The following is a 22,327-nucleotide window of genomic DNA, read 5'->3' as shown; positions in this document are numbered from 1 at the left end:
GAGGGGAAATGATTTTGGAAACAACAGCTAAAGCATCTCAGCGATACAAAGTGATGCCGATTATGATTTCCTTGCTGTTGGCCGGTTTTATCGGCATGTTCAGTGAAACAGCGCTGAATATTGCGTTAACCGACCTTATGAAGGAATTGAACATTACAGCGGCAACCGTCCAATGGTTAACGACGGGCTACCTGCTTGTACTCGGTATCCTTGTTCCTGTTTCAGGACTGCTGTTGCAGTGGTTCACAACAAGACAGCTATTTACCGTGTCACTTATCTTTTCAATTTTAGGTACATTCATTGCGGCGCTTGCGCCGAGCTTCTCGTTTTTATTAGCGGCAAGGATCGTTCAGGCACTTGGAACCGGTCTTTTACTGCCCCTAATGTTTAACACAATCTTGGTGATTTTCCCGCCTCATAAACGGGGCGCCGCAATGGGAACGATCGGTCTTGTCATTATGTTCGCGCCCGCCATCGGCCCAACTTTCTCAGGATTGGTTCTGGAGCATCTCAACTGGCACTGGATTTTCTGGATCTCTCTTCCGTTCCTTGTGCTGGCGCTTGTTTTCGGTATCGCATATATGCAGAATGTATCTGAGACGACAAAGCCGAAAATCGATGTATTGTCTATCATCCTGTCGACGATTGGCTTCGGCGGCATTGTGTTCGGATTCAGCAACGCGGGTGAAGGCTCCGGGGGATGGTCCAGCCCGACTGTTATCGTGTCGCTGATTGTCGGCGTTGTCGGCCTTATCCTATTTTCAATCCGCCAGCTGACAATGAAGCAGCCGATGATGAACCTCCGTGCGTTCAAATACCCGATGTTTATTTTGGGTGTGATCATGGTGTTCATTTGTATGATGGTCATTCTGTCATCTATGCTGCTTCTGCCGATGTATCTGCAAGGCGGCTTAGTCCTGACTGCATTTGCATCTGGTCTTGTTCTCTTGCCGGGCGGTATTTTAAATGGATTTATGTCCCCTGTTACAGGCCGCTTGTTCGATAAATACGGGCCGAAATGGCTTGTCATTCCGGGATTTGTGATTGTCACCGTTGTACTATGGTTCTTCTCAAATGTAACGACCACTTCAACGGCTGTGCTGATTATCATCCTGCACACCTGCTTGATGATCGGGATTTCTATGATCATGATGCCTGCGCAGACAAACGGTTTAAACCAACTGCCGCGCGAATTTTATCCAGACGGCACCGCCATTATGAACACGCTGCAGCAAATGGCCGGCGCTATCGGAACAGCGGTTGCGGTCAGCATTATGGCTGCAGGCCAGCATGATTATATGAGTACAGTCAAAAATCCTGCCGATCCGGCAGTCATCCCGCAAGCTTTGACAGCAGGCGTACAGCACGCATTTGTGTTTGCAATGATTGTTGCCATTATCGGTTTAATTGGCGCTTTCTTTATGAAGCGCGTGAAGGTAGATCATTAATATGAAAAGCCCCTGACTAGTGTTCAGGGGCTTTTTTTATGTTTACTTGTGGATCGTTTTCGCCACGATTTCATCAATCGCGTGCCGCATGTCCTCCTTCGTATTATAAAAATGGGGAGCGAGACGGATGACATTGTCCCGCGGCGCGCAAATCACTTTTTTCTTCTTCAGCAACGCCGCCGTTTCCGATGCCCGCTCATCCCGGATCGCAACCATGCCCGGCTGAATCCCCTCTTGTCCCGCCGCCAGCTTCAGGCCTTTTTCAGCGGCATATTGAATTGCATCGGCACAGATCGTTTTCACATGATCCCGGATATGAGAAACCCCAATATGATTCAGCAGCGATAAAGCCGCTACAGCTGCGTATACGCTGATAAAAGCTGGGGTGCCCGTTTGAAAACGGCGCGCGCCTTTTGCATAAGCCCCATCAAATCCGTTCTCTCTGCCGAACCAAGCTGATGCTTTCGGCTTCAGTGCGTCAGCCAGCTCCTTTCTCACATAAAGAAACGCCACACCCGGTATGCCGAGCAAATACTTCCGGGTGCCTGCCGCCAGCATATCTGCGCCCCATTCCTTCACATCAATGGGAATATGCCCGGCTGATTGATAAGCATCTACAAACAATAAAGAGCCCTTTCTCTGAGAAATCTCGGCAATCGCTTTTATATCCTGAACATAGCCGTCACGATAATGAACGTGAGGAACACACGTCAGTACTGTTTCATCCGAAATATGCGTTTCATACTGTTCGAGCGGCATCACACCGTCTATTGATGGAATGACGGATACGGTATAATCGGAGTGTACCTGCCAAACATGAGGCACCGCCGGAAAATCCATATCTGTATATACAACGTGCTTCTTTCCAAATGCAGTTAAGGACGATGCTACAGAAACCAGCGCATCAGAAACTGACGGCACAATCGCCACTTCATCCGGTTCAGCCCCGATCAGCTTTGCAAACTCGTTTCTCGCAAACTCTGTTTTTTCGATCGCTTCTTTCCAGTTCGTCCCCATATACAGCAGGCTGTCATGATAATCCTGGATCGCCCTTGATACAGGCTCTGCCAATGCGCTCTGAGAACAGCTGGCAAGCATCGTATGCGTCTGCAAGATTGGGAATAAATGACGATACTGCTGCGGCAAATGCTCCATTATGATTCACTCCTTTACATTATTTTGATGAAAAACCCATAAATAAACAATAGAATAAAAGAAAAAGGAGATGGGAGAATGAGAAAAAAAGTGCTGATCACAGGCTTTGACCCTTTTGACAAAGAAACCGTCAATCCATCATGGGAAGCGGCGAAACGGCTTAATGGCTTCGAGACGGATGAGGCAATCATTACAGCGGAACAAATTCCTACTGTCTTTAGATCCGCTCTGGACACTCTGCGCCAAGCCATTCAAAAACATCAGCCGGATATCGTGATTTGTGTCGGCCAAGCAGGAGGACGGATGCAGATTACACCGGAACGGGTGGCGATCAACCTTGCAGATGCGCGAATCCCCGATAACGAAGGGCATCAGCCGATTGATGAAGAGATTTCTCCAGATGGGCCCGCCGCTTACTGGACAGGGCTTCCCGTGAAACGAATGACTGCTAAGATGAAGGAACACGGCATTCCAGCTGCGGTTTCATACACAGCGGGGACCTTTGTATGCAACTATTTGTTCTACGGGTTAATGGATCACATTAGCCGGACATCCCCGCACATTCGCGGCGGTTTTATTCATATTCCTTACATTCCGCAGCAAACAATCGACAAAACAGCGCCGAGCCTCAGCCTGGACACGATTGTCCGGGCATTGAGAATCGCCGCTGTTACGGCCGCACAATATGATGAGGATGTGAAGTCACCGGGCGGTACGCTGCACTAAGCGGCCGCCGCTGTTTCTTCCCTCAGCCTCTTTTTGTAGACAAACGCCGATAGGGTGACACTCACTTCAAACAGGACAAGAAGCGGGATCATCACGAGAAAATCAGAAATAAAATCAGGCGGTGTAATCAATATGGACACGACAATCAGCAGAAAATAGGAAAGCTTTCTCGCTTTGGCCAGTCTGTAAGGATTTAAGATGCCCAGCCTTGTTAAAAACATCACCACCAAGGGCATCTCAAACAAGAAGCCGAACGGCAGGCTCAAATTCACCATAAACCTAAAGTAGCGGTCAGCCGTAAACATCGTTTCAAAGTGGCCAGAGGATAAATGAGTCAAAAAGCTGAGCACGATCGGAAACAAGACAAAGTATCCGAAGGAGATGCCCGCCAAAAACAACGCAAATAAACCTGGTATGTACATGAGCGTCACCTTGCGCTCCGTTTTCGTCAGCGCGGGTGCAACGAAACGCCACAGCTGGTACGCGGCAACAGGGATAGAAGCCGCAATGGCACAAATGCCGGAAAGCATCATATACACCCAGAGGATTTCACTCGGCCCAAGCACAGCCAGCTTTCCATCCAAATCCCTGATCAGCCAGTCATAAATGTCCTGTACGAACAAAAAAGCCGTGATGAGAAATAGAAAAAATGCCGCAAGGGTGACGATAATCCGGCGGCGAAGCTCTTCTAAATGCCCGATCAGATGGGTTTCTTTTTTATCCATTCAAAAAAGCCCTCCCTTTCATAAAAAAAGAGGCAGACCCGGTGTCTGCCTCATCAGCACTCAGCCCGCGTTTTTGTCCTGCTTCACCGCTGTCAGCTCAGCTGATTTCTCTTCTTTTTCATCACCAGACACAAGTGATTTTGTGGCGCTTTTAAATTCCAGCAGTGTCCGTCCGGCGGCACGCCCGATTTCCGGCAGCTTGGAAGGGCCAAAAATAATGAGGGCGATGACGAAGATCAGAATCAAACCCGGTATTCCAATGTTTGAAAACATAATTTCCACTCCTTAATTCGTGATTTTTGCCCGCTTCTTAATCATTTGTTTTTCGTGGGCTTTGTTGTGCGCAAAGAAACGATCCTCTTCGACCTCATCGGATTGCTTCACCCCGCCTTGGATTGTTGTGGATGATACCTTTCTCAACCCAGTTTGGTCTTTCTGGTAAACGAATGAAGCCCGCGTGGAAATGGCTGCGCCCGGCTCGGTCACAAACGGCATGACCCGATAATCGGCTTTCCACTGGTGAGGCGTCACTGTACAGCGGACATATCCGCGATAGTCGTTAAAGAACTTGATGTGCGGATTTTCTTTTAAAATTTGGTCCGTATCCGCCCGCTTATCGGCGCCGTTTCCTCCGGAAGTGATCGAGGTTCCGACAAATTCGGCTCCGAATATTTTTGAACTTGTTTTCTCGAAATCGACATGCAAATTCGATGCCCAGCTTGCGTGTACATCACCTGTCAGTACGACAACATTATTCAGATTTTTGCTTTTAATGAAATTGATAACCCGTTCGCGCTGAGCCGGGTAGCCGTCCCACGAATCCATGCTGTAGATCGGGCTTGCGCTTGTCCCGAAATTCCACTTGGCAAAGAAAATCTGCTGCGCCAGCACATTCCAGTGGGCTGTCGAGCTGCCCAAATTGTTGAAGAGCCACTGCTCCTGTTCTTTTCCAAGCAGAGTCCGATTCGGATTGCGCGATTCATCAGAAGGCGGCTTATTGCCGTCGTTATTGGCTTGGTCGTCCCTGTACTGGCGGGTATCAAGCACATTGAAGGACGCCAGGTTTCCGTACGTAAAGTGCCGGTACAGCTGCATATCTGGGCCATTCGGCAAAGAGGAAATGCGGAGCGGCATATGTTCATAGTATGCCTGGTATGCTGCCGCGCGACGGAGCACGAATGCTTCAACCGACTGTCCTTTTTCAGGTATTTTATTGGCATAGTTGTTTTCAACTTCATGGTCATCCCAGGTTACAACCCAAGGGAACGCCGCATGTGCAGCTTTAAGATTGGCGTCAGAACGGTATTGAGCATGACGGTTCCGATAGTCTTGCAGCGTAATGATTTCCGCGCTGTTGTGCGTGCGGACATTGCCTGTTTTTGATACATATTCATTTGGACCGTATTCATATATGTAATCACCGAGATGGAAGACAAGATCAAGCTTTTCCTTTGCCATATGCTTGTAGGCCGTATAATATCCGTGCTCATATTGCTGGCAGGAAGCAAATGCAAAGGTCATTTGCGGCACATTGGCGCCAGGGGCAGGCAGTGTTTTTGTTTTTCCGACAGGGCTTAGTTCATGGCCGGTTTTGAAACGGTAATAGTACACTTTGTTCGGCTCAAGCCCATCCGCTTCCACATGAACGGAATGGGCAAGACTCGGTTTCGCCATTTCAGTGCCTTTTCTTACGATTTTGCGGAAATGCTCATCCTTTGCGACCTCCCATTTGACAGGCACTGCTTGCTTCGGCATTCCCCCGCCATTCAGCGGATCTGGTGCCAGGCGTGTCCAAAGCACGACACTGTCAGAAAGCGGATCACCTGACGCTACCCCTAATGTAAACGGATAGCTTGAGAATTTAGGCGCAGCATTTACTTCAAAGGCCCCAACCGACTGGGCAATCGTTAATCCAAGAGAAAGTCCTGCAATCTTCCCCGCTCCTTGAATAAATTTACGGCGGTCAAACGTATTGTTTTGAAAGCTTTCCTCTTTCAGTTTCTGTACCCATTCATCAAAACGACTGTCGTATGCCATTCAAGATCCCCTCTCTCCTCATTGATCGTCTCCATTATAGGAAATCATTGTTAAACGACTGTGAAGAAGTGTGAACCGATTGTAAGCGCTGAACATCAAAAACAGGTCTTCCCTCATAAGCCTGCCGCTGAAACATGCCGAAAGCTGGCTGAATGACGCGTTTTCTGCATATCCTGTCGTTTGCAAGCCGCCCATTCGGCCTATTTTTCTTCACATGATCTTAAAAAAACAAAAACACCGAGCCATTTCGCAGAATGACTCAGTGCCTTATCAGTTATTTCGAAAACAATCTGCTGAAAAAGCCCTTCTTTTTCGGCTTTTCAGCAGGAGGCTCTTGTTCTCTTACAATCCCTTTTTCCGTCGCTTCTTTTAGCCAAAATGGAAATTCAGCAAGCAGAGCATCATAAAGCTCATCATCAGAAATGCGGTCAATCTCTTCGATATGCAGGAAGTTCGTGTTATCAACGACACGCCCTTCTAACGTATCCAGTTTATTGAGAAAATCAAAGTTTCCGTTTCCGATGCGACAAACTGCCAGAATACCGGTTTATCAGAAGAAGCTTCAATTATCGGTTTGATTGACTTTTTACAGCCCCCGTCATTGATAAAAACAATGAAAGCAGGATACGAGCTCGGTTCCTCCGCTACATATTTGCGCAGCACGTCCTTCATGACTGGCGGCTCATCATTTCTGCCGAATTTATGCAAGCGGTCATTATTTAAAATTTCACGATCGACATAGCCCGAAAACTCCTTTTCTGAAACTGGCTTTAATCGGGAAAATTCATTATCATACACCCATACATCCAGCAAACCGTTATCATCAAACTGATCAGCCACTGCCAAAATCCGCTCCACCACATTTTGAACCGCCCCGTTTTTATAGAGCGGTCTCATCGATCCCGTAATATCAAGAACCAGTCCGACACGAGCCGTCACCTTCGTTAACTGCTTTTTCTCCAGTACGATCTTTACACTTTTCTTTTGCAGGTCAATGTTGCCATTCTGTCATCTCCGTCAGCTCTTTTTTCTTCGATTATCTCACAGGAATATTTTCCATTGCATCTTTTCAAATAAAAACACCGTTCAATTTGAACGGTGTCCTGTCTCTAAAATGTGTTATATACATTTTCACACGTCTCCGCCGTCGGCTGATAAAAGCAGTGTGACTTAAATCTGGCCACAAACGGCTGGTTATACCACTGGGCTGGACAGTCTCCCTCCGGCCTGAAGTACCACAAACTAAATTTTGCCGGCCAGCGTCTTTCACCGTTAATCGACCGCCGTGCAAGAGCACGCTCGCTATCTCGCGCCCTTTGATAAAAATATCCATGAGTCACAGCCTCAAACGCGTGTGGCTGATAAATCATCTGCCTGATGGTGCGGAGGCCTTTAAAATCTGAGCAATTCGCCCGCAGCCGATTAATTCCAACGTTGCCGACAAGCAGCATCCCCTGCTTGCCTTCGCCTTCCGCTTCCGCTCTGAGCAGCCTTGCCATCAAATCGACATCCGCACTCGTTGCTCTTACGACCGCCATCACGTCACCTCCCCTTGATCTCTTTTCATCATATTTCATTACTTCAGAAGTGATGACGGAGGGACAGGAGAAGTTTTTAAATTTATTCATCTAAAAACAGCAAACATAATGGGCTGTTGGGCATCAAAGCAGCGTCCGGTGCAGTACAAGCTTCACGTTTCCGCTGTCGAAGCGCCGCAGCCTCAATTCCTGGATTCACATCATTGACCCCTCCCCAGCAGATTTGCACCCGCCTCCGAAAAGAAATAAGGTTTAACTTTTTACATTTGAGGAATTATACATAACAAATCAAATGACAAAAGGAGGAATTGTAATGACACATGTGAAAGCGCTCGCTATTAAAGGTATTATGACGATTATTGTGTTGTATCTGGTGCTTGGTCTGGGCTTTGGTTTCACGTTTGGTGATACGCTGCTAATGACGATTGTGTTAGGGGTTATTTCTTATTTGCTGGGCGATCTTTATGTATTGCCGAGATGGAATAATATGATTGCAACTTTGGCTGATTTTGGCTTGGCCTTTCTTGTGATCTGGCTGATGGGCATGCCGCTTTCCCTGGGGATGACTGGCGGTGAAGTTGCGTTGGCGGCTTTATTCGGCGCAATCGTCATGGCAATCGGTGAATATTGCTTCCATTTCTATATGATGAGCAAAGAGATTGGCAAGAAGCATTATCTTGAAACAAGAACAGACTCATAATAGAAAGGCCGGTGCTGACAGCATCGGCCTTTTATACATATTGGGCGCCTTTGTTTACGCATCCTGCTTGTCCGCATTCCTGATCGCCATGTAGGAAAAGAACAATCCGAATGCCGCTAACGATAACGGGATATACACAACAGATGAAATCGAGAAGCCCGGACTTGTTGAACTGATGAGCATAACAATCACTACAGACGAAATGATGGTTGCCGGAACCGAGTGTTTACGCATCCCAAAAAAGATGGGAACTAAACTGGTTCCAGCGGCGCCAAAAGCGAAAACCGCCATTTTGACCGCCTGTTGAGAAATGATCTCGAAAGTAAGCTCTCCTGGTATGAAATGGTAGATCGAGTTCAGCCAAAAGAAACCGGCGGCTATGAGTATATTTGAAAGTAAAATCGTGATAAACGTCAGTCCGCCCGCGATCATGAGCTTAGCGGTGAGCAGCTTTTTACGGCTGATCGGGTACGTGAACATCACAAGAATGGTTTTGTTTTTATATTCCGAAATCACCAATTTTACGATCAGCACAGCGCCAAATACGATAAATACCGCTCTGACGAAGGTGCCGATGATGAGGAATGCTTCATCCGTACTTTGGAACGAAACCCCGCCATCGGCTTTTTCGGAATAACTGATCAGCCACATAAAACCCATAATGATCACGTTGGCAATGAGGGCACCTCTGATATACCAGCCCATTTTCATTTTTCTTAATTCGATTCTGATCAAATTCATCAACGTGTCTCTCCTCCTTTACGCACTGATGCTATTGCCGTTGATCAATTTGATAAAATAATCCTCCAGCGACGTATACTTTTTGTTCATTGATTCAATGTCTACATCATTTAAAATCAGCGCTTTGGATATAGCAGGCTGTGAGGCTTCGGCTTCGTAAATTCGGATTGTTTTCTCATTTAAAATTTTAAAGTTGGTTAATTGCAGCTCTTTCTCCAGCACAAAGCAGGCCTTTGTCTGATTCGATGTAACAAGCTCGATGTATTCAGTGTTCTGGCCCCTGACATCCTCCATTGATACCTCTTCAAGCAGCCTGCCGTCCCGAATGACGCCGATTGTGTCCGCGATTTGTTCGATTTCACCCAGCAGGTGGCTTGAGATCAGCAGTGTCATCCCGTACTCTTTGCACAGCACTTGAAACAATTGCCTGATCTTTTTAATGCCGATAGGGTCAAGACCATTCACCGGCTCATCCAAAATGAGCAGGTCCGGCTTCGTGAGGATGGCACGCGCAATTCCAAGGCGCTGCTTCATCCCGAGGGAAAAGGTTTTGACGGGTTTTTTGTCGATTTGTTTTAAATTCACCATATCCAGCACTTCTTGTATGGCTTTTTTATTGTGATATCCCATATATTCACAATGCAGATCTAAATTTTCTTCAGCTGTCAGGTTTTCATAAAAAATCGGATATTCAATCATGCTGCCGATGTTCCCCAGCACCTCATATGACGTGTGGGTGAACTTGTTCCCAAGAATGATGATTTCACCGCTTGTCGGTTTGACAAGGCTCGTCAGCATTTTCATAATGGTTGTTTTCCCCGCGCCGTTCGGGCCGAGAAAGCCATAGATTTCACCTTTTTTAATATGCATGCTGACATTGGATACGACCTCTTTGCCCTGATATGTTTTGGTCAGCCCGTTTGTTTGTACGATATAAGTCAACTTTGTTTCTCCTTCCCTCTCTTTTCCTGTTTTCTATTGTAGCGGCGAGCCCTGTCATTTTTATTTCTCAAACCTTAAGAAATTCTTACGATTAATATGTCATGCGTTTCAATGTGATCGTAAATGCAGTCCGTTCGTACGGCTTGCTTTGGACGGATATGGTGCCTCCCATTTTTTCTGTAAGCCGTTTTGTGATGGTTAAACCCAGGCCGCTTCCTTGAAATGCTTTATTTCTGGATTCTTCAAGTGTGTACAGCCTCTCAAACACCCGCTGCTGATCGGTTTCACTAATCCCTTTTCCGCGATCCCATACGGTGATGGCGATGTTCCTCTCATCATAAGACAGCATCAGCCCGATTAACTTGCCGGCCGCGCCATATTGAATCGCATTGGACAATAGGTTTTGCAGGATTCTGTCCAGAGCCTCTTCATTCGCCTGCGCATACACCGGCGTATCCGGGATATCGATGGCTGCTTGAAAGCCTTTTGACTGAACAGCGTCATAATAGTGCAGGATATTTCGTTTGCATATGTCGTTCATATGTACTTTGGTAATCGGGATCTCTTTATCTTCAGATTCTAATTTCGCTAAATCAAAAAAGGAGTTGATCATCTGAATGAGTTCATTTGTTTTCTGGCGGAGCTTCTCCAGCAATCTTTCCCGCTCTTCGTCCGGCATGTTCGGGTCACTTTGAATGGCTTCGATATAACCGAGAATGACCGTTAACGGCGTTTTCAGGTCGTGAGACATATTGGTCAGCATCCGCTTCATGGATTGCTCTGTTTTGGCAAATTGGGCGCTGATCTGCTGACGATTCTCAACGAAAAGATTAATGTTAACAAGCAAGCTTTTGAGCGCATGATCGTCTGTAGGAAGCAAAATTTGTCCTGCCGAATCCCGGCTGAGCATGTAGCTAAGCTGGTCAGCCGTGTAAGCTAGATTCCCGTCCCGCTTCTTTTTCATTATGAATTGAATCACATTCAGACACGCCAGAGCGATGACAGCGGCCACCCATAGCACTGTCATTCTAAAACTCTCCTAATTTATAACCGATGCCCCATAACGTTTTAATATATTGAGGGGAGGAGGGGTCATCCTCAATTTTCTCTCTGAGCCGCCGCATATGTACGTTAATGATGTTCTGATCATCAAAGTACTCTTCATTCCAAACGGAACGGTAGATTTGTTCTTTCGTAAACACTTTTTTAGGATTTGATGCAAATAAGCACAGCAGCTGCCATTCTGTTGACGTCAGCTGGAGCGGTTGTCCGTTTTTCAAGACGGAAACATTGTCTACATCTATCGCCAGCTGGTGAATCCGGATCACCTTATTCACAGCCGGCTCCTCTGCCGAATATTGCGTCGCCCGCCGTATCGCGGCTTTTACTCTGGCTGTCAGCTCAATCATCGAAAACGGTTTGGCGATATAATCATCCGCCCCAAAGCCCAGTCCCAATGCCTTGTCCACCTCTCCGTCTTTTGCCGAAATCATTAAGACCGGTATATTGCTTTTTTCCCGGATGATTTTCAGAAAATCCATGCCGTTCAGCTTCGGGAGCATGATATCAAGGAGGACCAAATCGTATGAACCCTGCTGAAACAGCCGGATGCCCTCTTCTCCGTCGAAGGCATGCACAATTCCAAAGCCTTCTTTTGTTAAATAATGATCCACCATTTCACTGATTGAGTGGTCGTCTTCTACAAGCAATATGCGCTGCATCTTCTCACCTAACCTTTACAAAATCAAAAAACACACACGTAATTACACTTATTGTAATTGAAAAACGTGTGTGTTTTATATAAATTATTCTTTTTTTCCTGTTTTCAGCTTCCTGTATTCCATGCCCGTAATGACAAAGAATACGGCAGCGCATCCAATGACTTGAATAAGCCCGAGCCGTTCACCGAGAAATAAAGCTCCATAGAAAATCGTCAGGATAGGCCCTGCCATTGAAATGGCGGCGGCTCGCTGTGCCCCGATTCGTTTTATGCCCTCAAGCATTAGCACAAATGGAATCACTGTGGTAACGACTGCAATTACCGCGAACAAACCATACATAGAAAGCGGATATGCTGCCATTGGCGTATTCATGCCAGCCGCCGATTTTATCCCTGTGTAAAGCATCATGGCAGCTCCAGCAGCTGTCATCCCGTATGCATTGAGACGGATCCCCCCGATTTGATGGACGAGATGCCCGGAAAGGACAAGATAACCAGCATAGACGGCCGAAGATAACAAAATGAATACAGCTCCAATCATATTCGCCTGGAAAAGCTCAGCATTCCAGCCGCCCAGCGCCAAGAAAAGCCCAAACATGACCGCCAGAACTGCGAAGAGGTCCTGAATTGAGGACCTTTTCCGGTCACGACACGCGGTGAATCCAAACACAAACAACGGATAGCTCATCAGCAATATACGTTCAACCATTGCGGATACATGGTTCAGCCCGATAAAATCAAGCAAGGGAGACAGAAAAAAACAAAACACTCCCGCGCCACAAGCCTTCCATAGGTCTCCTTTTTTCTTACCGTCTGGCATTGGAGGACGGTATATTAAAAAAATCAGCCAAAACAGCGGAACAGCCAGCAGCTGCCTGTATAGCAGCACGGCATCTGGCTCAGCACCCATTTGGTATGCCCATTTTATCCAAATCGATTTAGACGCAAAACAAACTGTTCCGATCAGCAAAAAAATCGTACCTGCTGCGGCCTCACGAATCTTACTCTGCTCTTCTGCTCTCATCTCATCTCAGCTTTTCTCCTTTACTTATTCAAATGCTTTTGGATAAAATCCAGAAGCGTATATCCTTGAGCAGTCAGAATAACACCTTTTCCGCTGCAGGCCGGGCAAGGTGTTCCTTCGATTTCTCCCGCTCTTTCACATTTAGGACATGCGACCTCAAGATCATCAGTTGCAATGACCATTTGATATCCTCCTTTCTAACTCATCTGCTATGCCACCACCAGCCATCGTCCATTGGCCGTCACCTCCTTTAAGAAACACAAAAACCCCCGTCCTATGCAAAGGACGAGGGTCTCGCGGTACCACCTTTATTAACAGCTATACAGCCGTTCACTCTAAGTACAGAAAACCTATGTTTCGATACTCCTCTCTTGGTAACGGGGAGAGAAACCCGGCATCGCCTACTATCCGTTCAGCAAAGCAATTCAGAAGCCCATTCGGCATCAGGGGAGGATCGGTTCACACCTGCCACCGACTCTCTGAACCTCCATTCTGATGCGTACTTGCTCTTCCTCACGATTGTTGATCCGTTCTATTATTTGTAAAGTTTATAATACTTGGTTCATGAAATGAAGTCAATTCTTAATCCGATATTACACCGAGTGCTTCCAGCGCCATATGAACGTGCTCCTCCTGCTGTGTTTGCAGAGCGAGCTTGGCGATTTCCACCGGATACGCCGCCTGCATCTCTGAAATGTGTTCCTGCATTTTTGCCCATTTCCGGCCGCCTGCTTGATTATAGTATTCAAGTAAACGGGCAGTTTCTTTTTCCCCGAAAATGGTTTGATAAAGAACAAAATCCTTGGCTGGATCGGCAACCTTCGCTTCTGTCCAATCCAGAAGTCCTGTGACACGTTCATTTTGGTCGATAAGAATATGCGGCGGGTGGAGATCGCCGTGTATCAGTGCAGAAAAACCAGGCCAGTATGCATCATCATTTATCCACTTTTGCCATCTTTCCCAAAGCTGACTAGATACACCAAGCTTATTCTTCACATCAACCATAGAGTCTGCTGTCATTTGCCTGAAATCTTCTGGCCTTATCACTTCTATTCCGGATTGCCCAGCAGATATTTGATCCGTGCCATGTAATTCAGCCAGTATGTCGGCAAGTGTGCGGACAAAGTCGTCTGACGGCGGCTGATGATCCATATTCCATACATATTGCTTTTGTTCCAAGTCAATTCCAGCAGCCGGCGTCCCTTTTAACATTGGGTAAGCGATCAATTCCGGTGTATGAATTCTCCAATCCGGCACATCAGCAGTCAGATTCGCGCGGAGAAAGGCAAGCGTTATGCCTTCTGCAGATGCTCTTTCCACAACATCACTTCGCCGCGGTTTTCGCAGCACCCATGGCATACCTGTGTCGTCCTTGGCAAATACAACTTGAAAGTCCATTCCGGTTTCATTCAATTGCGCGTTCTCAGAATGAACCGTCAAACCTTGGCTGCGTGCAAGCCCGACAATCTCAGTGATAAGCTGTTTTTCGTTAAGGTTTGTCATCCCATTTCCCCTTTCTCATGCTCAGGCCTGCAGTAGAGAGAAGGGATGCTTGAAGGCACAAAAAAGGGCAGGCACGCCACCCTCTTTTTTGATAACCATATAAGGGCTTATACATAGGCGGATTCATCCCGATTCTCCCGCATTCAGGCGAGAGTTGTTCACTATTGAATTCGTGTCACTCGGAATCTAATGAATGCCATGCTATAACCCCTCCATTTCCTATACGCTGATTTTCATTTTACAGCATATTCCATCTTCCTGCTATAAAAACATGAATCAAGTCACTGGAGCAGGATTAAACAAGCACAAATCATTATGAAGGCCCCAACGGTCTGCCCACGTTTGTTTATGGCCGCTTGCTACATCCAAAATCGTCCTGAAGATTTCCCAGCCTACGTCTTCGATACTGGCCTCTCCTGTCGCGATTCGTCCGGCATTGATATCGATTAAATCAGCCCAATGCTCTGATAAGGAATGCCGAGTCGATACTTTCAGCACCGGTGCAGCAGCCAGGCCATATGGTGTTCCCCTCCCTGTCGTAAACACCTGCAGATTCATGCCCGCAGCCAGCTGCAGGGTGCCGCACACAAAATCGCTTGCCGGTGTCGCCGCGAACAGCAGGCCTTTTTGCTCTGCTCTTTCACCAGGGCCGAGCACGCCGGAGATGGGGCTTGTGCCTGATTTCGCTACCGAGCCTAACGCTTTTTCCACCACATTGGATAATCCGCCTTTTTTATTGCCTGGTGACGGGTTTGCGCTTCGGTCTGCGTCTCCCCGCCGAAGATAGCTGTCATACCACTTCATCTCTTTGATCAGTGATTGTCCGACCTCTTCACTGACAGCCCGCGGCGTTAATAAATGAATGGCATCCCGCACCTCTGTCACTTCAGAAAACAAAACCGTTGCACCTGCGCGAACCAATAAATCAGCCGCATACCCCACGGCAGGGTTCGCCGTCACGCCGGAAAACGCATCACTGCCGCCGCATTGCAGGCCGATAACCAGATCCGAAACAGGACATGACACCCGGGTTCTGCTGTTCAGCCTGATTAACCGTTCCTCCGCCATTTCCAAAATGGATTGGATCATCGCCGCAAAACCTCGGTGATCCTGGAGCGATAGAATGTCATCATCATTTTCGGAGGCAATTCTTTCCGGGAGGAGCTTTTCACAGCCCAATCCGATGACCATTACTTCTCCGCCGAAGTTCGGATGCTTCGCGAGATTTTGAATCGTGCGGATCGGAATGACAGCGTCGGGCGCATTGATCGCCACACCGCATCCGTATTGATGATGCAGCGGCACAACGTCATCGACATTTGGGTATTTCGGCAGCAGCTCTTCTTTTATTCGTTTGACTGCATAATCCAAAACGCCAACAACACATTGAACACTTGTCGTGATGCCGAGGATATTTTTTGTTCCCGCACTGCCATCCGCATTTCGGTATCCCTCAAACGTGTAGCCTTCAAGAGGGGGCCGCGGCTGCGGCACTCTGTTTGCGAGAGGAAGATCGTCTAACGCCGGAGGAGCGGGCATTCTCACGAGGGCTTCCCGTATCCAGCTCCCGCGTTTGATCGTCTCATCAGCAAATCCGATCACCTCTCCGTAACGCACGATCTCGTCCCCTTGATTGAGATCGGTGAGGGCCACCTTATGGCCTTGAGGAACATCCTCTTCAAGTACGAGCCCGCATGAGAAAACAGTGCCCTTTGGCAGTCCTCCATCATTTACAATAATCGCAGTGTTATCTATTTCATGCACTTTGATGTAAAGGGGGGTTTGGTTCTTCCTGAGGTTCATCGCCATATGAAAATCACTCCTCATATCTTAGTAAGCGTTTTCTAAATTGGTTTTAAAAAAACCGCAGCTCTTACGTTTCAACTGCGGTTGCTCACCATTATTTTTCATCCATTCCTTTTAGAATTTTGTCACGGACAAATTTCAGATGTTCATACATGTGGTAATGTGCTTTGTACGGATCTCTTTTGGCAAGGGCGTCGTAGATTTTTTTGTGATATTCGACCGTTACATCTCTCTCCCTGTACGGAATTTGGCTGTCAATTTTCGCATGGGTAATCAGCAGGGACTGAATCATCCCTTCAACGACGGGGTTATTAGCGCTTAACGCAATAATTCGATGGAACTCTTTATCCGCTTCACCATAAAGATTGTCAGTGCTGTTGGCAATATCGTCGATCGTCTTCTGCAAACGCTGAAGCTCTTCCTCATTGATTTTTTCCGCGGCAATTGTCACGAGCCCGAGTTCTAGCGCCATCCGCGCTTCAATGATAGCCGGAAGATTATCAGTGGCCAAAGCAAGCATGACTGAAAACGGCTGCATGCCAATTTTATCGTTGAAATATGTGCCCCCTCGTGTTTTTCTCGTAATGACGCCCAGCGTTTCAAGTGAACTGAGCGCCTCCCTAAGCACCGGCCTGCTGACATGCAAAATGTCCATCAGTTCCATTTCTGTCGGCAATTTGTCTCCGGCCCTCAACTGTCCGCTCGATAATAAATGGACAATCCGTTCGATGACCTGCTTGGCTAATGTTTTCCGATTGACTGTATCGACTTTCAAATCCTCTAAACCTTCGTACACGAACAACTCTCCCTTCAGTTGTTCAATTGTAAGACAAAATAGCGGATATGACAATATTTACAATCAAACTTATCGCACAAGACACGGGCGCTTCCGGTCAAATTCCCAGTTGCGGATCAGAAACTGCATTGGGATCGCGTCATTCCGTGCGCCTAAATTCATTTTCCGATAGATCTCATGCGCTTTTTCCACTTGTTCCATATCAATATCGACGCCTAGTCCAGGCTTATCCGGCACCTTGACACAGCCAGAAGAAATCTCAAAAGGCTGTTTCGTTAATCGCTGCCCGTCCTGCCAGATCCAATGGGTATCAATCGCCGTGATCCGCCCCGGAGCCGCTGCTGCTACATGGGTAAACATCGCTAGGGAAATATCAAAGTGGTTGTTGGAGTGCGAGCCCCATGTCAAACCCCAATCATGGCACATTTGCGCAACCCGCACCGACCCTTGCATCGTCCAAAAATGCGGATCAGCCAGCGGTATATCGACCGCGTGGAGCTGAATCGCGTGACCCATTTCCCGCCAGTCAGTCGCAATCATATTTGTCGCAGTCGGAAGCCCTGTCGCGCGGCGGAATTCAGCCATTACTTCACGAGCGGAGTAGCCATTCTCATCCCCGCATGGATCTTCCGCATACGCGAGCACATCTTGCTTTCCTTTGCATAATGCAATAGCTTCCTCTAATGACCATGCCCCGTTCGGATCAAGAGTGATCCTTGCCTCTGGAAAACGTTTCGATAATGCGGTAACAGCTTCGATTTCCTCTTCTCCCCGCAGCACCCCGCCTTTCAATTTGAAATCCTGAAAGCCATAGCGCTCCTGTGCGGATTCGGCAAGACGCACAATGGCCTCCGGCGTCAGCGCTTCCTCATGGCGCAGACGGAACCAGGCACAATCTGACTGCTCATCGCTTTGATACGGCAAGGTCGTCCGATTTCGGTCGCCGATGTAAAAGAGGTAACCGAGCATTTTTACTTCATCACGCTGCTTCCCTTCGCCCAGCAAAGCCGCGACCGGTTCCTGAAGAAACTTTCCAAGCAAATCTAACAAAGCCGCTTCCAGTGCGGTGACGGCGTGCACAGTGGTGCGCAAATCAAACGTCTGGTTTCCTCGCCCTCCCCTGTCCTGATCGCCAAACTGCTTTCTGACCGTTTGCAATATCGCCTGGTACGCACCGATAGATTTTCCGACAACAAGCGGCTCTGACAGCTCCAGTGTGCGGCGAATATGCTCTCCGCCAGGCACCTCGCCGACTCCCTGATTTCCGCTGCTGTCTGTTAAGATTACGATATTCCGGGTAAAAAACGGGCTGTGTGCTCCGCTTAGATTCAGCAGCATGCTGTCATGTCCCGCAACAGGAATCACCTTCATTTCAGAAATTGAGGGAATATTCGATCTTTTTTCTTTTTGAACCTGCTCTTGTATCGGTGAACTCATGCATTTTCCTCCCTTTATAAAGCGCTTTCATAAATATTAGACAGGCAACGATTGATCGGGGTCTTGTTCTTGTTTCTTTAACACGACCCGTTTGATCGGCCCGACCAGCAGCAAATAGCTGAGGATCGCCGCAATCGCGTTAGCGCCGACAAACACAAGCGCGCCATTGAAAGATCCAGTGGCATTGACAATGTATCCGATAATAATCGGTGTTGTAATTGAGGCAATATTCCCGAAAGTGTTGAACAAACCGCCGCTTAATCCTGCACATTCTTTCGGAGACGTGTCCGACACGACAGCCCAACCCAATGCGCCGAAGCCTTTTCCGAAAAACGCGAGCGACATAATGACAACGACGAGCCATGCTGAATCTGTGTAGTTGCAGACAATCATACTGCAAGACAGCAGCATGCCGGCAATGATTGGCACTTTTCTTGCAAAGGTCAGTGAACGGCCTTTTTTGAGTAAGATGTCTGACACAATGCCCCCAAGGACGCCGCCGGCAAATCCGCACAGCGCCGGCAGGGAAGCGACAAACCCAGCTTCAAGAATAGACATGCCGCGGGCCTGAACCAAATATACCGGAAACCATGTGAGAAAGAAATAGGTGAGAGTCGTAATACAGTATTGCGCGATGTACACGCCAATCAGCATGCGGTTCGTTAACAGCTGTTTGATATACGGCCATTTCGATTCTGTTTCTTGTTTGCTTTTACTGTCATCCATGGAAATCAGCCCGCCGCCCTGTTCGATGTACGCAAGCTCAGCTTCATTAACCTTTGGGTGTTTTTTCGGTTCATACACCGTTTTTAGCCAGATGACAGCCAGAAGAATGCCCGCAATACCCATGACAACGAAGACGGAATGCCAGCCGAAAGAGTGGGTAAGCCAGCCCATTAAAGGAGAAAAAATGACGATTGCGAAGTATTGTGCTGAATTAAAAAAGGCTGAAGCTGTCCCGCGCTCGGAGCTTGGAAACCATGAAGCAACAACTCTGCCGTTTCCGGGAAATGAAGGCGCTTCTGATAAACCAACCAGAAAACGCAGTGCAAACAGCAGGATAATCGCTGTGCCGGCGGAGAAAAAGCCAATCGCCCCTTGCAGCAGCGTAAAAAACGACCAGAAAAAGATGCTTAACGCTATGATAGTCTTTGAACCAAAACGGTCCAGCAGCCAGCCGCCCGGAAGCTGTCCGATGACATAGGCCCAGCCAAAGGCAGAAAAGACATATCCCATGGCGACCGAGTCCAATCCCAAATCGTGCTGGACGGAATCTCCGGTGATAGAAAGCGTCGCTCGATCCGCGTAGTTAATAGAGGTCACAAGAAACAGCATAAACACGATGAACCAGCGCACGGACGTTTTTTTGCCCGCCGGTGTAACATTCGCAAAGTCTTTTTTCATAGTATCTTCTCCTTTTCAAAGTAGAGAATCATATGCTGGCTGTGATAAAGCCGGGAAAGAGACGCACGTCTCTTTCCAGCACCATTACGGCTTCACAAAAACGGTTTTGATCGCTGTGAAAAAGTCCTTCGCTGCCTCACCCTGTTCTCGGGAGTGGGAGCTCGACTGCTTCATGCCGCCAAAAGGCGCCTGCAGCTCAACACCTGCGCTTTCTGCATTGATCCGAACCAGCCCGGCATCGATTTCATCAATGAAAGAAAGCATTCGGCCGATGTTTTCCGTGAAGATGGATGCACTTAAACCGAACTTCACATCATTGGCGATGTTCAGCGCCTCCTCCATCGAGTCCACCTTGATCAAGGCGATCACCGGACCGAAAATTTCCTCCTGGGCAATTGTCATCTCAGATGTCACATTGTCAAAGATGGCAGGCTGAACATAATAGCCGTTTTGATACTTTCCGTTCTCCAGCTTTTCTCCTCCTATTAAAAGGGAAGCCCCCTCCTGTTTGCCTTTCTCAATGTATGACAGGCAGTTATCAAGCTGATTCTTGCTGGCAATCGGTCCCATCCAGACATCCTCTTTTAAGCTGTCTCCGATTGTAATATCTTTTGTGCGCTGGAGCAGTTTTTCTTTAAAGCGCTCATAAATTCCGCTTTGTACAATGACACGGCTTGTCGCGGTGCATTTCTGGCCGGTTGAACGGAAGGCCCCCGTTATGACAGCTTCGGCCGCAGCTTCAAGGTCAGCGTCATCAGCTACGATGACAGGGTTTTTGCCGCCCATCTCAAGCTGGTACTTGGCTCCCCTCGCTAAAGCGGCTTGCCCGATGATTTTTCCGACTTGATTTGAACCGGTAAACGTAACGGCGTTTACACCGTCATGCTCAGCAAGCCCCTGACCGACAACAGAACCCGGGCCTGTCACCAAATTGATGACCCCTGCCGGGAGCCCCGCTTCCTCAAAGCAGGCAATGATCTTCGCGCATGTCACAGCTGTTTCTGTCGCCGGTTTGATGACAACGGTATTGCCGTATACCAATGCCGGCGCCATTTTCCAAATCGGAATCGCCACTGGGAAGTTCCACGGAGAAATCACGCCGACCACACCGAGCGGAACACGGGTGGTAAACATGAGCGCGGCTTTGTCAGTAGACGGAATGACGTCACCCGTTTTTCGCATGCCCTCTCCGGCGTAATAGCGCAGAATGGCAATCCCACGGGCTGTTTCTCCCTTCGCTTCCGGCAATGTTTTACCCATTTCACGCGTTGCACAGGCGGCGATTTCCTCCAAGCGCTGCTCCATGATATCCGCTGTTTTGTATAAGTATTGGCCGCGTTCGGCACCCGTCAGCTTTCTCCAAGCCGTTTTGGCTTCATTGGCGGCGGCGACGGCACGTTCCACATCTTCAGCTGTTGAATTCTGTACATATCCGACAATATCATTCACATCGGCAGGGTTTTCGACCTTGACCATATCGCCTGATTGAGACTTAACCCACTCTCCGTTAATAAAGTTGAGGTACGTGTTTTGTTCCGTGATCACAGACATGCCCATTGCCCCTTTCGTGTTTTTTCTGGTCAAACCGTCGCGGCTTTTTTCGGAAAACGGTCAGCCGCCTGCTTCAAAATTGCTTCCAATTGCTGATAATGATCTTTTTCAACCGGGCCGACAGGCGGTCTGGCTGTATTCCTTACATTCAAACCCATGATTTCCATACCGGCTTTAATTAAGGATACGGCGTAGCCTTTTCGTTGTTTGCGAATGTCGTTGATCGGAAGAATCACATGCCGATAGAGTTCCTTCACAAGCTCGTCATTTCCATTTTTCAATGCATCATAGAACATTCGCGAAATATGCGGGATATAATTTGAAATCGCTGAAGAGTAAGAGTGGAACCCGATCGGCAGATAAGCCGGCATCGTCACTTCAGCCATCGGCATTCCGTTGAGCCATCCTAAGCGGTCGCCGATCGTATAGACGAGGTTGATATTCAAATCCATATTTCCTACCCCGTCTTTGACACCGACAAGCTGTTCACATTCGGTCAGACGTTTGATCTGTTCAACAGAGAGAACGGCGTTATCGCGCTGATAAAGAATCGCGTTCAAGTCAGTGCTTTCAATAATCGTTTTCGCATACTGGTACAGCCCCTCCTGTTCGCCATGCACCAAATACGGAGGCAGGATCAAGTAGCCGTCGGCGCCTTTTTTCTCCGACAGCTGCGCCCAATCAAGCGCTGTGCTGAGGTTGCCGCCCACCCCCGTGTAGACCGGCACCTTTCCTCCGGCTGCCGAGACTGCGACTTCCACCATTTGCTCATATTCCTTCTGGCTGAGAGATTGGAATTCACCAGACCCGCAAGCGATAAAAATCGCTTCCAAGCCCTCATTCAGCAAAAACTCAATGTTTTGAAAAAGAGCTTCTTCCTCCAGTTTTCCTTGTGTGTTAAAAGGAGCAACCGGAAAACCTAAAATTCCAGCGGGTGCTTTTCTGATACGGCTCATCAACATAACCTCCTGTTATTTGTGTATACAGCCTCTATCTGTAAGCGCTTTTATTAATTTTCCTTTCACATCCGCTCCTTCCCCATATATCCTTTTGTTTAATTGTAAGACAAATAAA

23 protein-coding genes, 1 pseudogene and 1 other annotated feature are annotated in these 22,327 nt (G+C 47.8%); of the genes and pseudogenes, 4 read left to right on the top strand and 20 right to left on the bottom strand.

The genetic code is table 11. The features are described from left to right. Positions 1-8 precede the first annotated feature (8 nt). Positions 9-1,448 carry a lincomycin efflux MFS transporter Lmr(B) gene (gene lmr(B), locus AC07VD_RS16900; protein ID WP_494721860.1) on the top strand — a complete coding sequence of 480 codons (1,440 nt, stop codon included), beginning with the start codon at positions 9-11 and terminating at the stop codon, positions 1,446-1,448. Between the two features lie 42 nt (positions 1,449-1,490). On the opposite strand, the gene AC07VD_RS16895 is transcribed toward lmr(B), so the two are convergent. Then, positions 1,491-2,603 (bottom strand): aminotransferase class V-fold PLP-dependent enzyme, encoded by a 1,113-nt coding sequence (locus AC07VD_RS16895; protein ID WP_494721859.1) that lies wholly within the window; start codon positions 2,601-2,603, stop codon positions 1,491-1,493. Between the two features lie 78 nt (positions 2,604-2,681). Here AC07VD_RS16895 and pcp point away from each other — a divergent pair, with 78 nt between their 5' ends. Then, the gene (pcp, locus tag AC07VD_RS16890; RefSeq protein ID WP_064672046.1) at positions 2,682-3,329 is read left to right on the top strand and encodes a pyroglutamyl-peptidase I; all 648 of its coding nucleotides are present in this window, start codon (positions 2,682-2,684) and stop codon (positions 3,327-3,329) included. Here pcp and tatC read toward each other — a convergent pair. The 6 genes and pseudogenes from tatC to cwlJ form a co-directional block, all read right to left on the bottom strand. Then, complete coding sequence (tatC, locus tag AC07VD_RS16885) at positions 3,326-4,054, bottom strand: twin-arginine translocase subunit TatC (RefSeq protein WP_014475692.1); 729 nt, start codon at positions 4,052-4,054, stop codon at positions 3,326-3,328. The genes pcp and tatC overlap by 4 nt on opposite strands. Positions 4,055-4,114: 60 nt before the next feature. Next, positions 4,115-4,327: a sec-independent protein translocase protein TatAD gene (gene tatAD, locus AC07VD_RS16880; protein WP_003223835.1), complete on the bottom strand. Its 213-nt coding sequence runs from the start codon at positions 4,325-4,327 to the stop codon at positions 4,115-4,117. Between the two features lie 12 nt (positions 4,328-4,339). Further along, positions 4,340-6,091: an alkaline phosphatase PhoD gene (gene phoD / locus AC07VD_RS16875; RefSeq protein ID WP_014475691.1), complete on the bottom strand. Its 1,752-nt coding sequence runs from the start codon at positions 6,089-6,091 to the stop codon at positions 4,340-4,342. 18 nt (positions 6,092-6,109) lie between these two features. Then, positions 6,110-6,286, bottom strand: a complete 177-nt coding sequence (locus AC07VD_RS16870; RefSeq protein ID WP_212082680.1) for a hypothetical protein — start codon at positions 6,284-6,286, stop codon at positions 6,110-6,112. Between the two features lie 79 nt (positions 6,287-6,365). Beyond that, a pseudogene (locus AC07VD_RS16865) lies at positions 6,366-7,087 on the bottom strand (vWA domain-containing protein). Between the two features lie 113 nt (positions 7,088-7,200). Continuing rightward, positions 7,201-7,629, bottom strand: a complete 429-nt coding sequence (gene cwlJ, locus AC07VD_RS16860; RefSeq protein ID WP_015715185.1) for a cell wall hydrolase CwlJ — start codon at positions 7,627-7,629, stop codon at positions 7,201-7,203. 313 nt (positions 7,630-7,942) lie between these two features. Here cwlJ and AC07VD_RS16855 point away from each other — a divergent pair, with 313 nt between their 5' ends. Both AC07VD_RS16855 and AC07VD_RS16850 read left to right on the top strand, forming a co-directional pair. Further along, positions 7,943-8,329, top strand: coding sequence for a YndM family protein (locus AC07VD_RS16855; RefSeq protein WP_014478718.1), 387 nt, complete (start codon positions 7,943-7,945; stop codon positions 8,327-8,329). After that, the gene (locus AC07VD_RS16850; RefSeq protein WP_121591398.1) at positions 8,289-8,423 is read left to right on the top strand and encodes a hypothetical protein; all 135 of its coding nucleotides are present in this window, start codon (positions 8,289-8,291) and stop codon (positions 8,421-8,423) included. The genes AC07VD_RS16855 and AC07VD_RS16850 overlap by 41 nt, the downstream gene beginning before the upstream one ends. Here AC07VD_RS16850 and AC07VD_RS16845 read toward each other — a convergent pair. From AC07VD_RS16845 to kdgD, 13 genes are all read right to left on the bottom strand, one after another. Beyond that, positions 8,384-9,070: an ABC transporter permease gene (locus AC07VD_RS16845; protein WP_336805625.1), complete on the bottom strand. Its 687-nt coding sequence runs from the start codon at positions 9,068-9,070 to the stop codon at positions 8,384-8,386. The two genes, AC07VD_RS16850 and AC07VD_RS16845, sit on opposite strands and share 40 nt — an antisense overlap. 18 nt (positions 9,071-9,088) lie before the next feature. Further along, entirely contained in the window at positions 9,089-10,012 is a 924-nt protein-coding gene (locus tag AC07VD_RS16840; RefSeq protein WP_485926197.1) for an ABC transporter ATP-binding protein, read from the bottom strand. A 91-nt stretch (positions 10,013-10,103) separates the two neighbouring features. Beyond that, positions 10,104-11,039, bottom strand: a complete 936-nt coding sequence (gene ycbM, locus AC07VD_RS16835) for a two-component system sensor histidine kinase YcbM (RefSeq protein WP_494721858.1) — start codon at positions 11,037-11,039, stop codon at positions 10,104-10,106. Position 11,040: 1 nt separating this feature from the next. Next, entirely contained in the window at positions 11,041-11,721 is a 681-nt protein-coding gene (ycbL, locus tag AC07VD_RS16830) for a two-component system response regulator YcbL (protein WP_080262630.1), read from the bottom strand. Positions 11,722-11,817: 96 nt separating this feature from the next. Continuing rightward, entirely contained in the window at positions 11,818-12,756 is a 939-nt protein-coding gene (locus tag AC07VD_RS16825; protein ID WP_086343403.1) for a DMT family transporter, read from the bottom strand. Between the two features lie 20 nt (positions 12,757-12,776). Then, positions 12,777-12,938, bottom strand: coding sequence for an anti-TRAP regulator (rtpA, locus tag AC07VD_RS16820; RefSeq protein ID WP_003234807.1), 162 nt, complete (start codon positions 12,936-12,938; stop codon positions 12,777-12,779). Positions 12,939-13,034: 96 nt separating this feature from the next. Then, positions 13,035-13,282, bottom strand: a binding site (T-box leader). Between the two features lie 56 nt (positions 13,283-13,338). Further along, positions 13,339-14,259: a macrolide 2'-phosphotransferase MphK gene (mphK, locus tag AC07VD_RS16815; protein ID WP_153255622.1), complete on the bottom strand. Its 921-nt coding sequence runs from the start codon at positions 14,257-14,259 to the stop codon at positions 13,339-13,341. Positions 14,260-14,535: 276 nt separating this feature from the next. Continuing rightward, positions 14,536-16,068 (bottom strand): galactarate dehydratase, encoded by a 1,533-nt coding sequence (gene garD / locus AC07VD_RS16810; RefSeq protein ID WP_327826117.1) that lies wholly within the window; start codon positions 16,066-16,068, stop codon positions 14,536-14,538. Between the two features lie 91 nt (positions 16,069-16,159). Beyond that, complete coding sequence (locus tag AC07VD_RS16805; RefSeq protein ID WP_003234813.1) at positions 16,160-16,861, bottom strand: FadR/GntR family transcriptional regulator; 702 nt, start codon at positions 16,859-16,861, stop codon at positions 16,160-16,162. Between the two features lie 69 nt (positions 16,862-16,930). Then, on the bottom strand, positions 16,931-18,298 hold the full coding sequence (gene gudD, locus AC07VD_RS16800; RefSeq protein WP_101169873.1) for a glucarate dehydratase: 1,368 nt from the start codon (positions 18,296-18,298) through the stop codon (positions 16,931-16,933). A gap of 36 nt (positions 18,299-18,334) precedes the next feature. Beyond that, on the bottom strand, positions 18,335-19,702 hold the full coding sequence (gudP, locus tag AC07VD_RS16795; RefSeq protein ID WP_014475680.1) for a glucarate transporter GudP: 1,368 nt from the start codon (positions 19,700-19,702) through the stop codon (positions 18,335-18,337). A gap of 84 nt (positions 19,703-19,786) precedes the next feature. After that, the gene (gene gucD, locus AC07VD_RS16790; protein WP_070548456.1) at positions 19,787-21,253 is read right to left on the bottom strand and encodes an alpha-ketoglutaric semialdehyde dehydrogenase GucD; all 1,467 of its coding nucleotides are present in this window, start codon (positions 21,251-21,253) and stop codon (positions 19,787-19,789) included. Between the two features lie 29 nt (positions 21,254-21,282). Continuing rightward, positions 21,283-22,209: a 5-dehydro-4-deoxyglucarate dehydratase gene (gene kdgD / locus AC07VD_RS16785; protein WP_003246372.1), complete on the bottom strand. Its 927-nt coding sequence runs from the start codon at positions 22,207-22,209 to the stop codon at positions 21,283-21,285. Positions 22,210-22,327: the final 118 nt, after the last annotated feature.

The organism is Bacillus sp. GW821-FHT01G09, assembly GCF_059422205.1.
Note: the sequence above shows the minus strand (reverse complement) of the source record. Positions and strands in the feature narration are given on the sequence as shown.

Excerpts from the sequence above, each read along its gene's own strand:
- AC07VD_RS16895 (WP_494721859.1), bottom strand. The coding sequence starts at position 2,603 with ATGGAGCATTTGCCGCAGCAGTATCGTCATTTATTCCCAATCTTGCAG.
- pcp (WP_064672046.1), top strand. The coding sequence starts at position 2,682 with ATGAGAAAAAAAGTGCTGATCACAGGCTTTGACCCTTTTGACAAAGAA.
- tatC (WP_014475692.1), bottom strand. The coding sequence starts at position 4,054 with ATGGATAAAAAAGAAACCCATCTGATCGGGCATTTAGAAGAGCTTCGC.
- tatAD (WP_003223835.1), bottom strand. The coding sequence starts at position 4,327 with ATGTTTTCAAACATTGGAATACCGGGTTTGATTCTGATCTTCGTCATC.
- phoD (WP_014475691.1), bottom strand. The coding sequence starts at position 6,091 with ATGGCATACGACAGTCGTTTTGATGAATGGGTACAGAAACTGAAAGAG.
- AC07VD_RS16870 (WP_212082680.1), bottom strand. The coding sequence starts at position 6,286 with ATGGGCGGCTTGCAAACGACAGGATATGCAGAAAACGCGTCATTCAGC.
- cwlJ (WP_015715185.1), bottom strand. The coding sequence starts at position 7,629 with ATGGCGGTCGTAAGAGCAACGAGTGCGGATGTCGATTTGATGGCAAGG.
- AC07VD_RS16855 (WP_014478718.1), top strand. The coding sequence starts at position 7,943 with ATGACACATGTGAAAGCGCTCGCTATTAAAGGTATTATGACGATTATT.
- AC07VD_RS16845 (WP_336805625.1), bottom strand. The coding sequence starts at position 9,070 with ATGAATTTGATCAGAATCGAATTAAGAAAAATGAAAATGGGCTGGTAT.
- ycbM (WP_494721858.1), bottom strand. The coding sequence starts at position 11,039 with ATGACAGTGCTATGGGTGGCCGCTGTCATCGCTCTGGCGTGTCTGAAT.
- AC07VD_RS16825 (WP_086343403.1), bottom strand. The coding sequence starts at position 12,756 with ATGAGAGCAGAAGAGCAGAGTAAGATTCGTGAGGCCGCAGCAGGTACG.
- rtpA (WP_003234807.1), bottom strand. The coding sequence starts at position 12,938 with ATGGTCATTGCAACTGATGATCTTGAGGTCGCATGTCCTAAATGTGAA.
- mphK (WP_153255622.1), bottom strand. The coding sequence starts at position 14,259 with ATGACAAACCTTAACGAAAAACAGCTTATCACTGAGATTGTCGGGCTT.
- garD (WP_327826117.1), bottom strand. The coding sequence starts at position 16,068 with ATGGCGATGAACCTCAGGAAGAACCAAACCCCCCTTTACATCAAAGTG.
- gudD (WP_101169873.1), bottom strand. The coding sequence starts at position 18,298 with ATGAGTTCACCGATACAAGAGCAGGTTCAAAAAGAAAAAAGATCGAAT.
- gudP (WP_014475680.1), bottom strand. The coding sequence starts at position 19,702 with ATGAAAAAAGACTTTGCGAATGTTACACCGGCGGGCAAAAAAACGTCC.
- gucD (WP_070548456.1), bottom strand. The coding sequence starts at position 21,253 with ATGTCTGTGATCACGGAACAAAACACGTACCTCAACTTTATTAACGGA.
- kdgD (WP_003246372.1), bottom strand. The coding sequence starts at position 22,209 with ATGAGCCGTATCAGAAAAGCACCCGCTGGAATTTTAGGTTTTCCGGTT.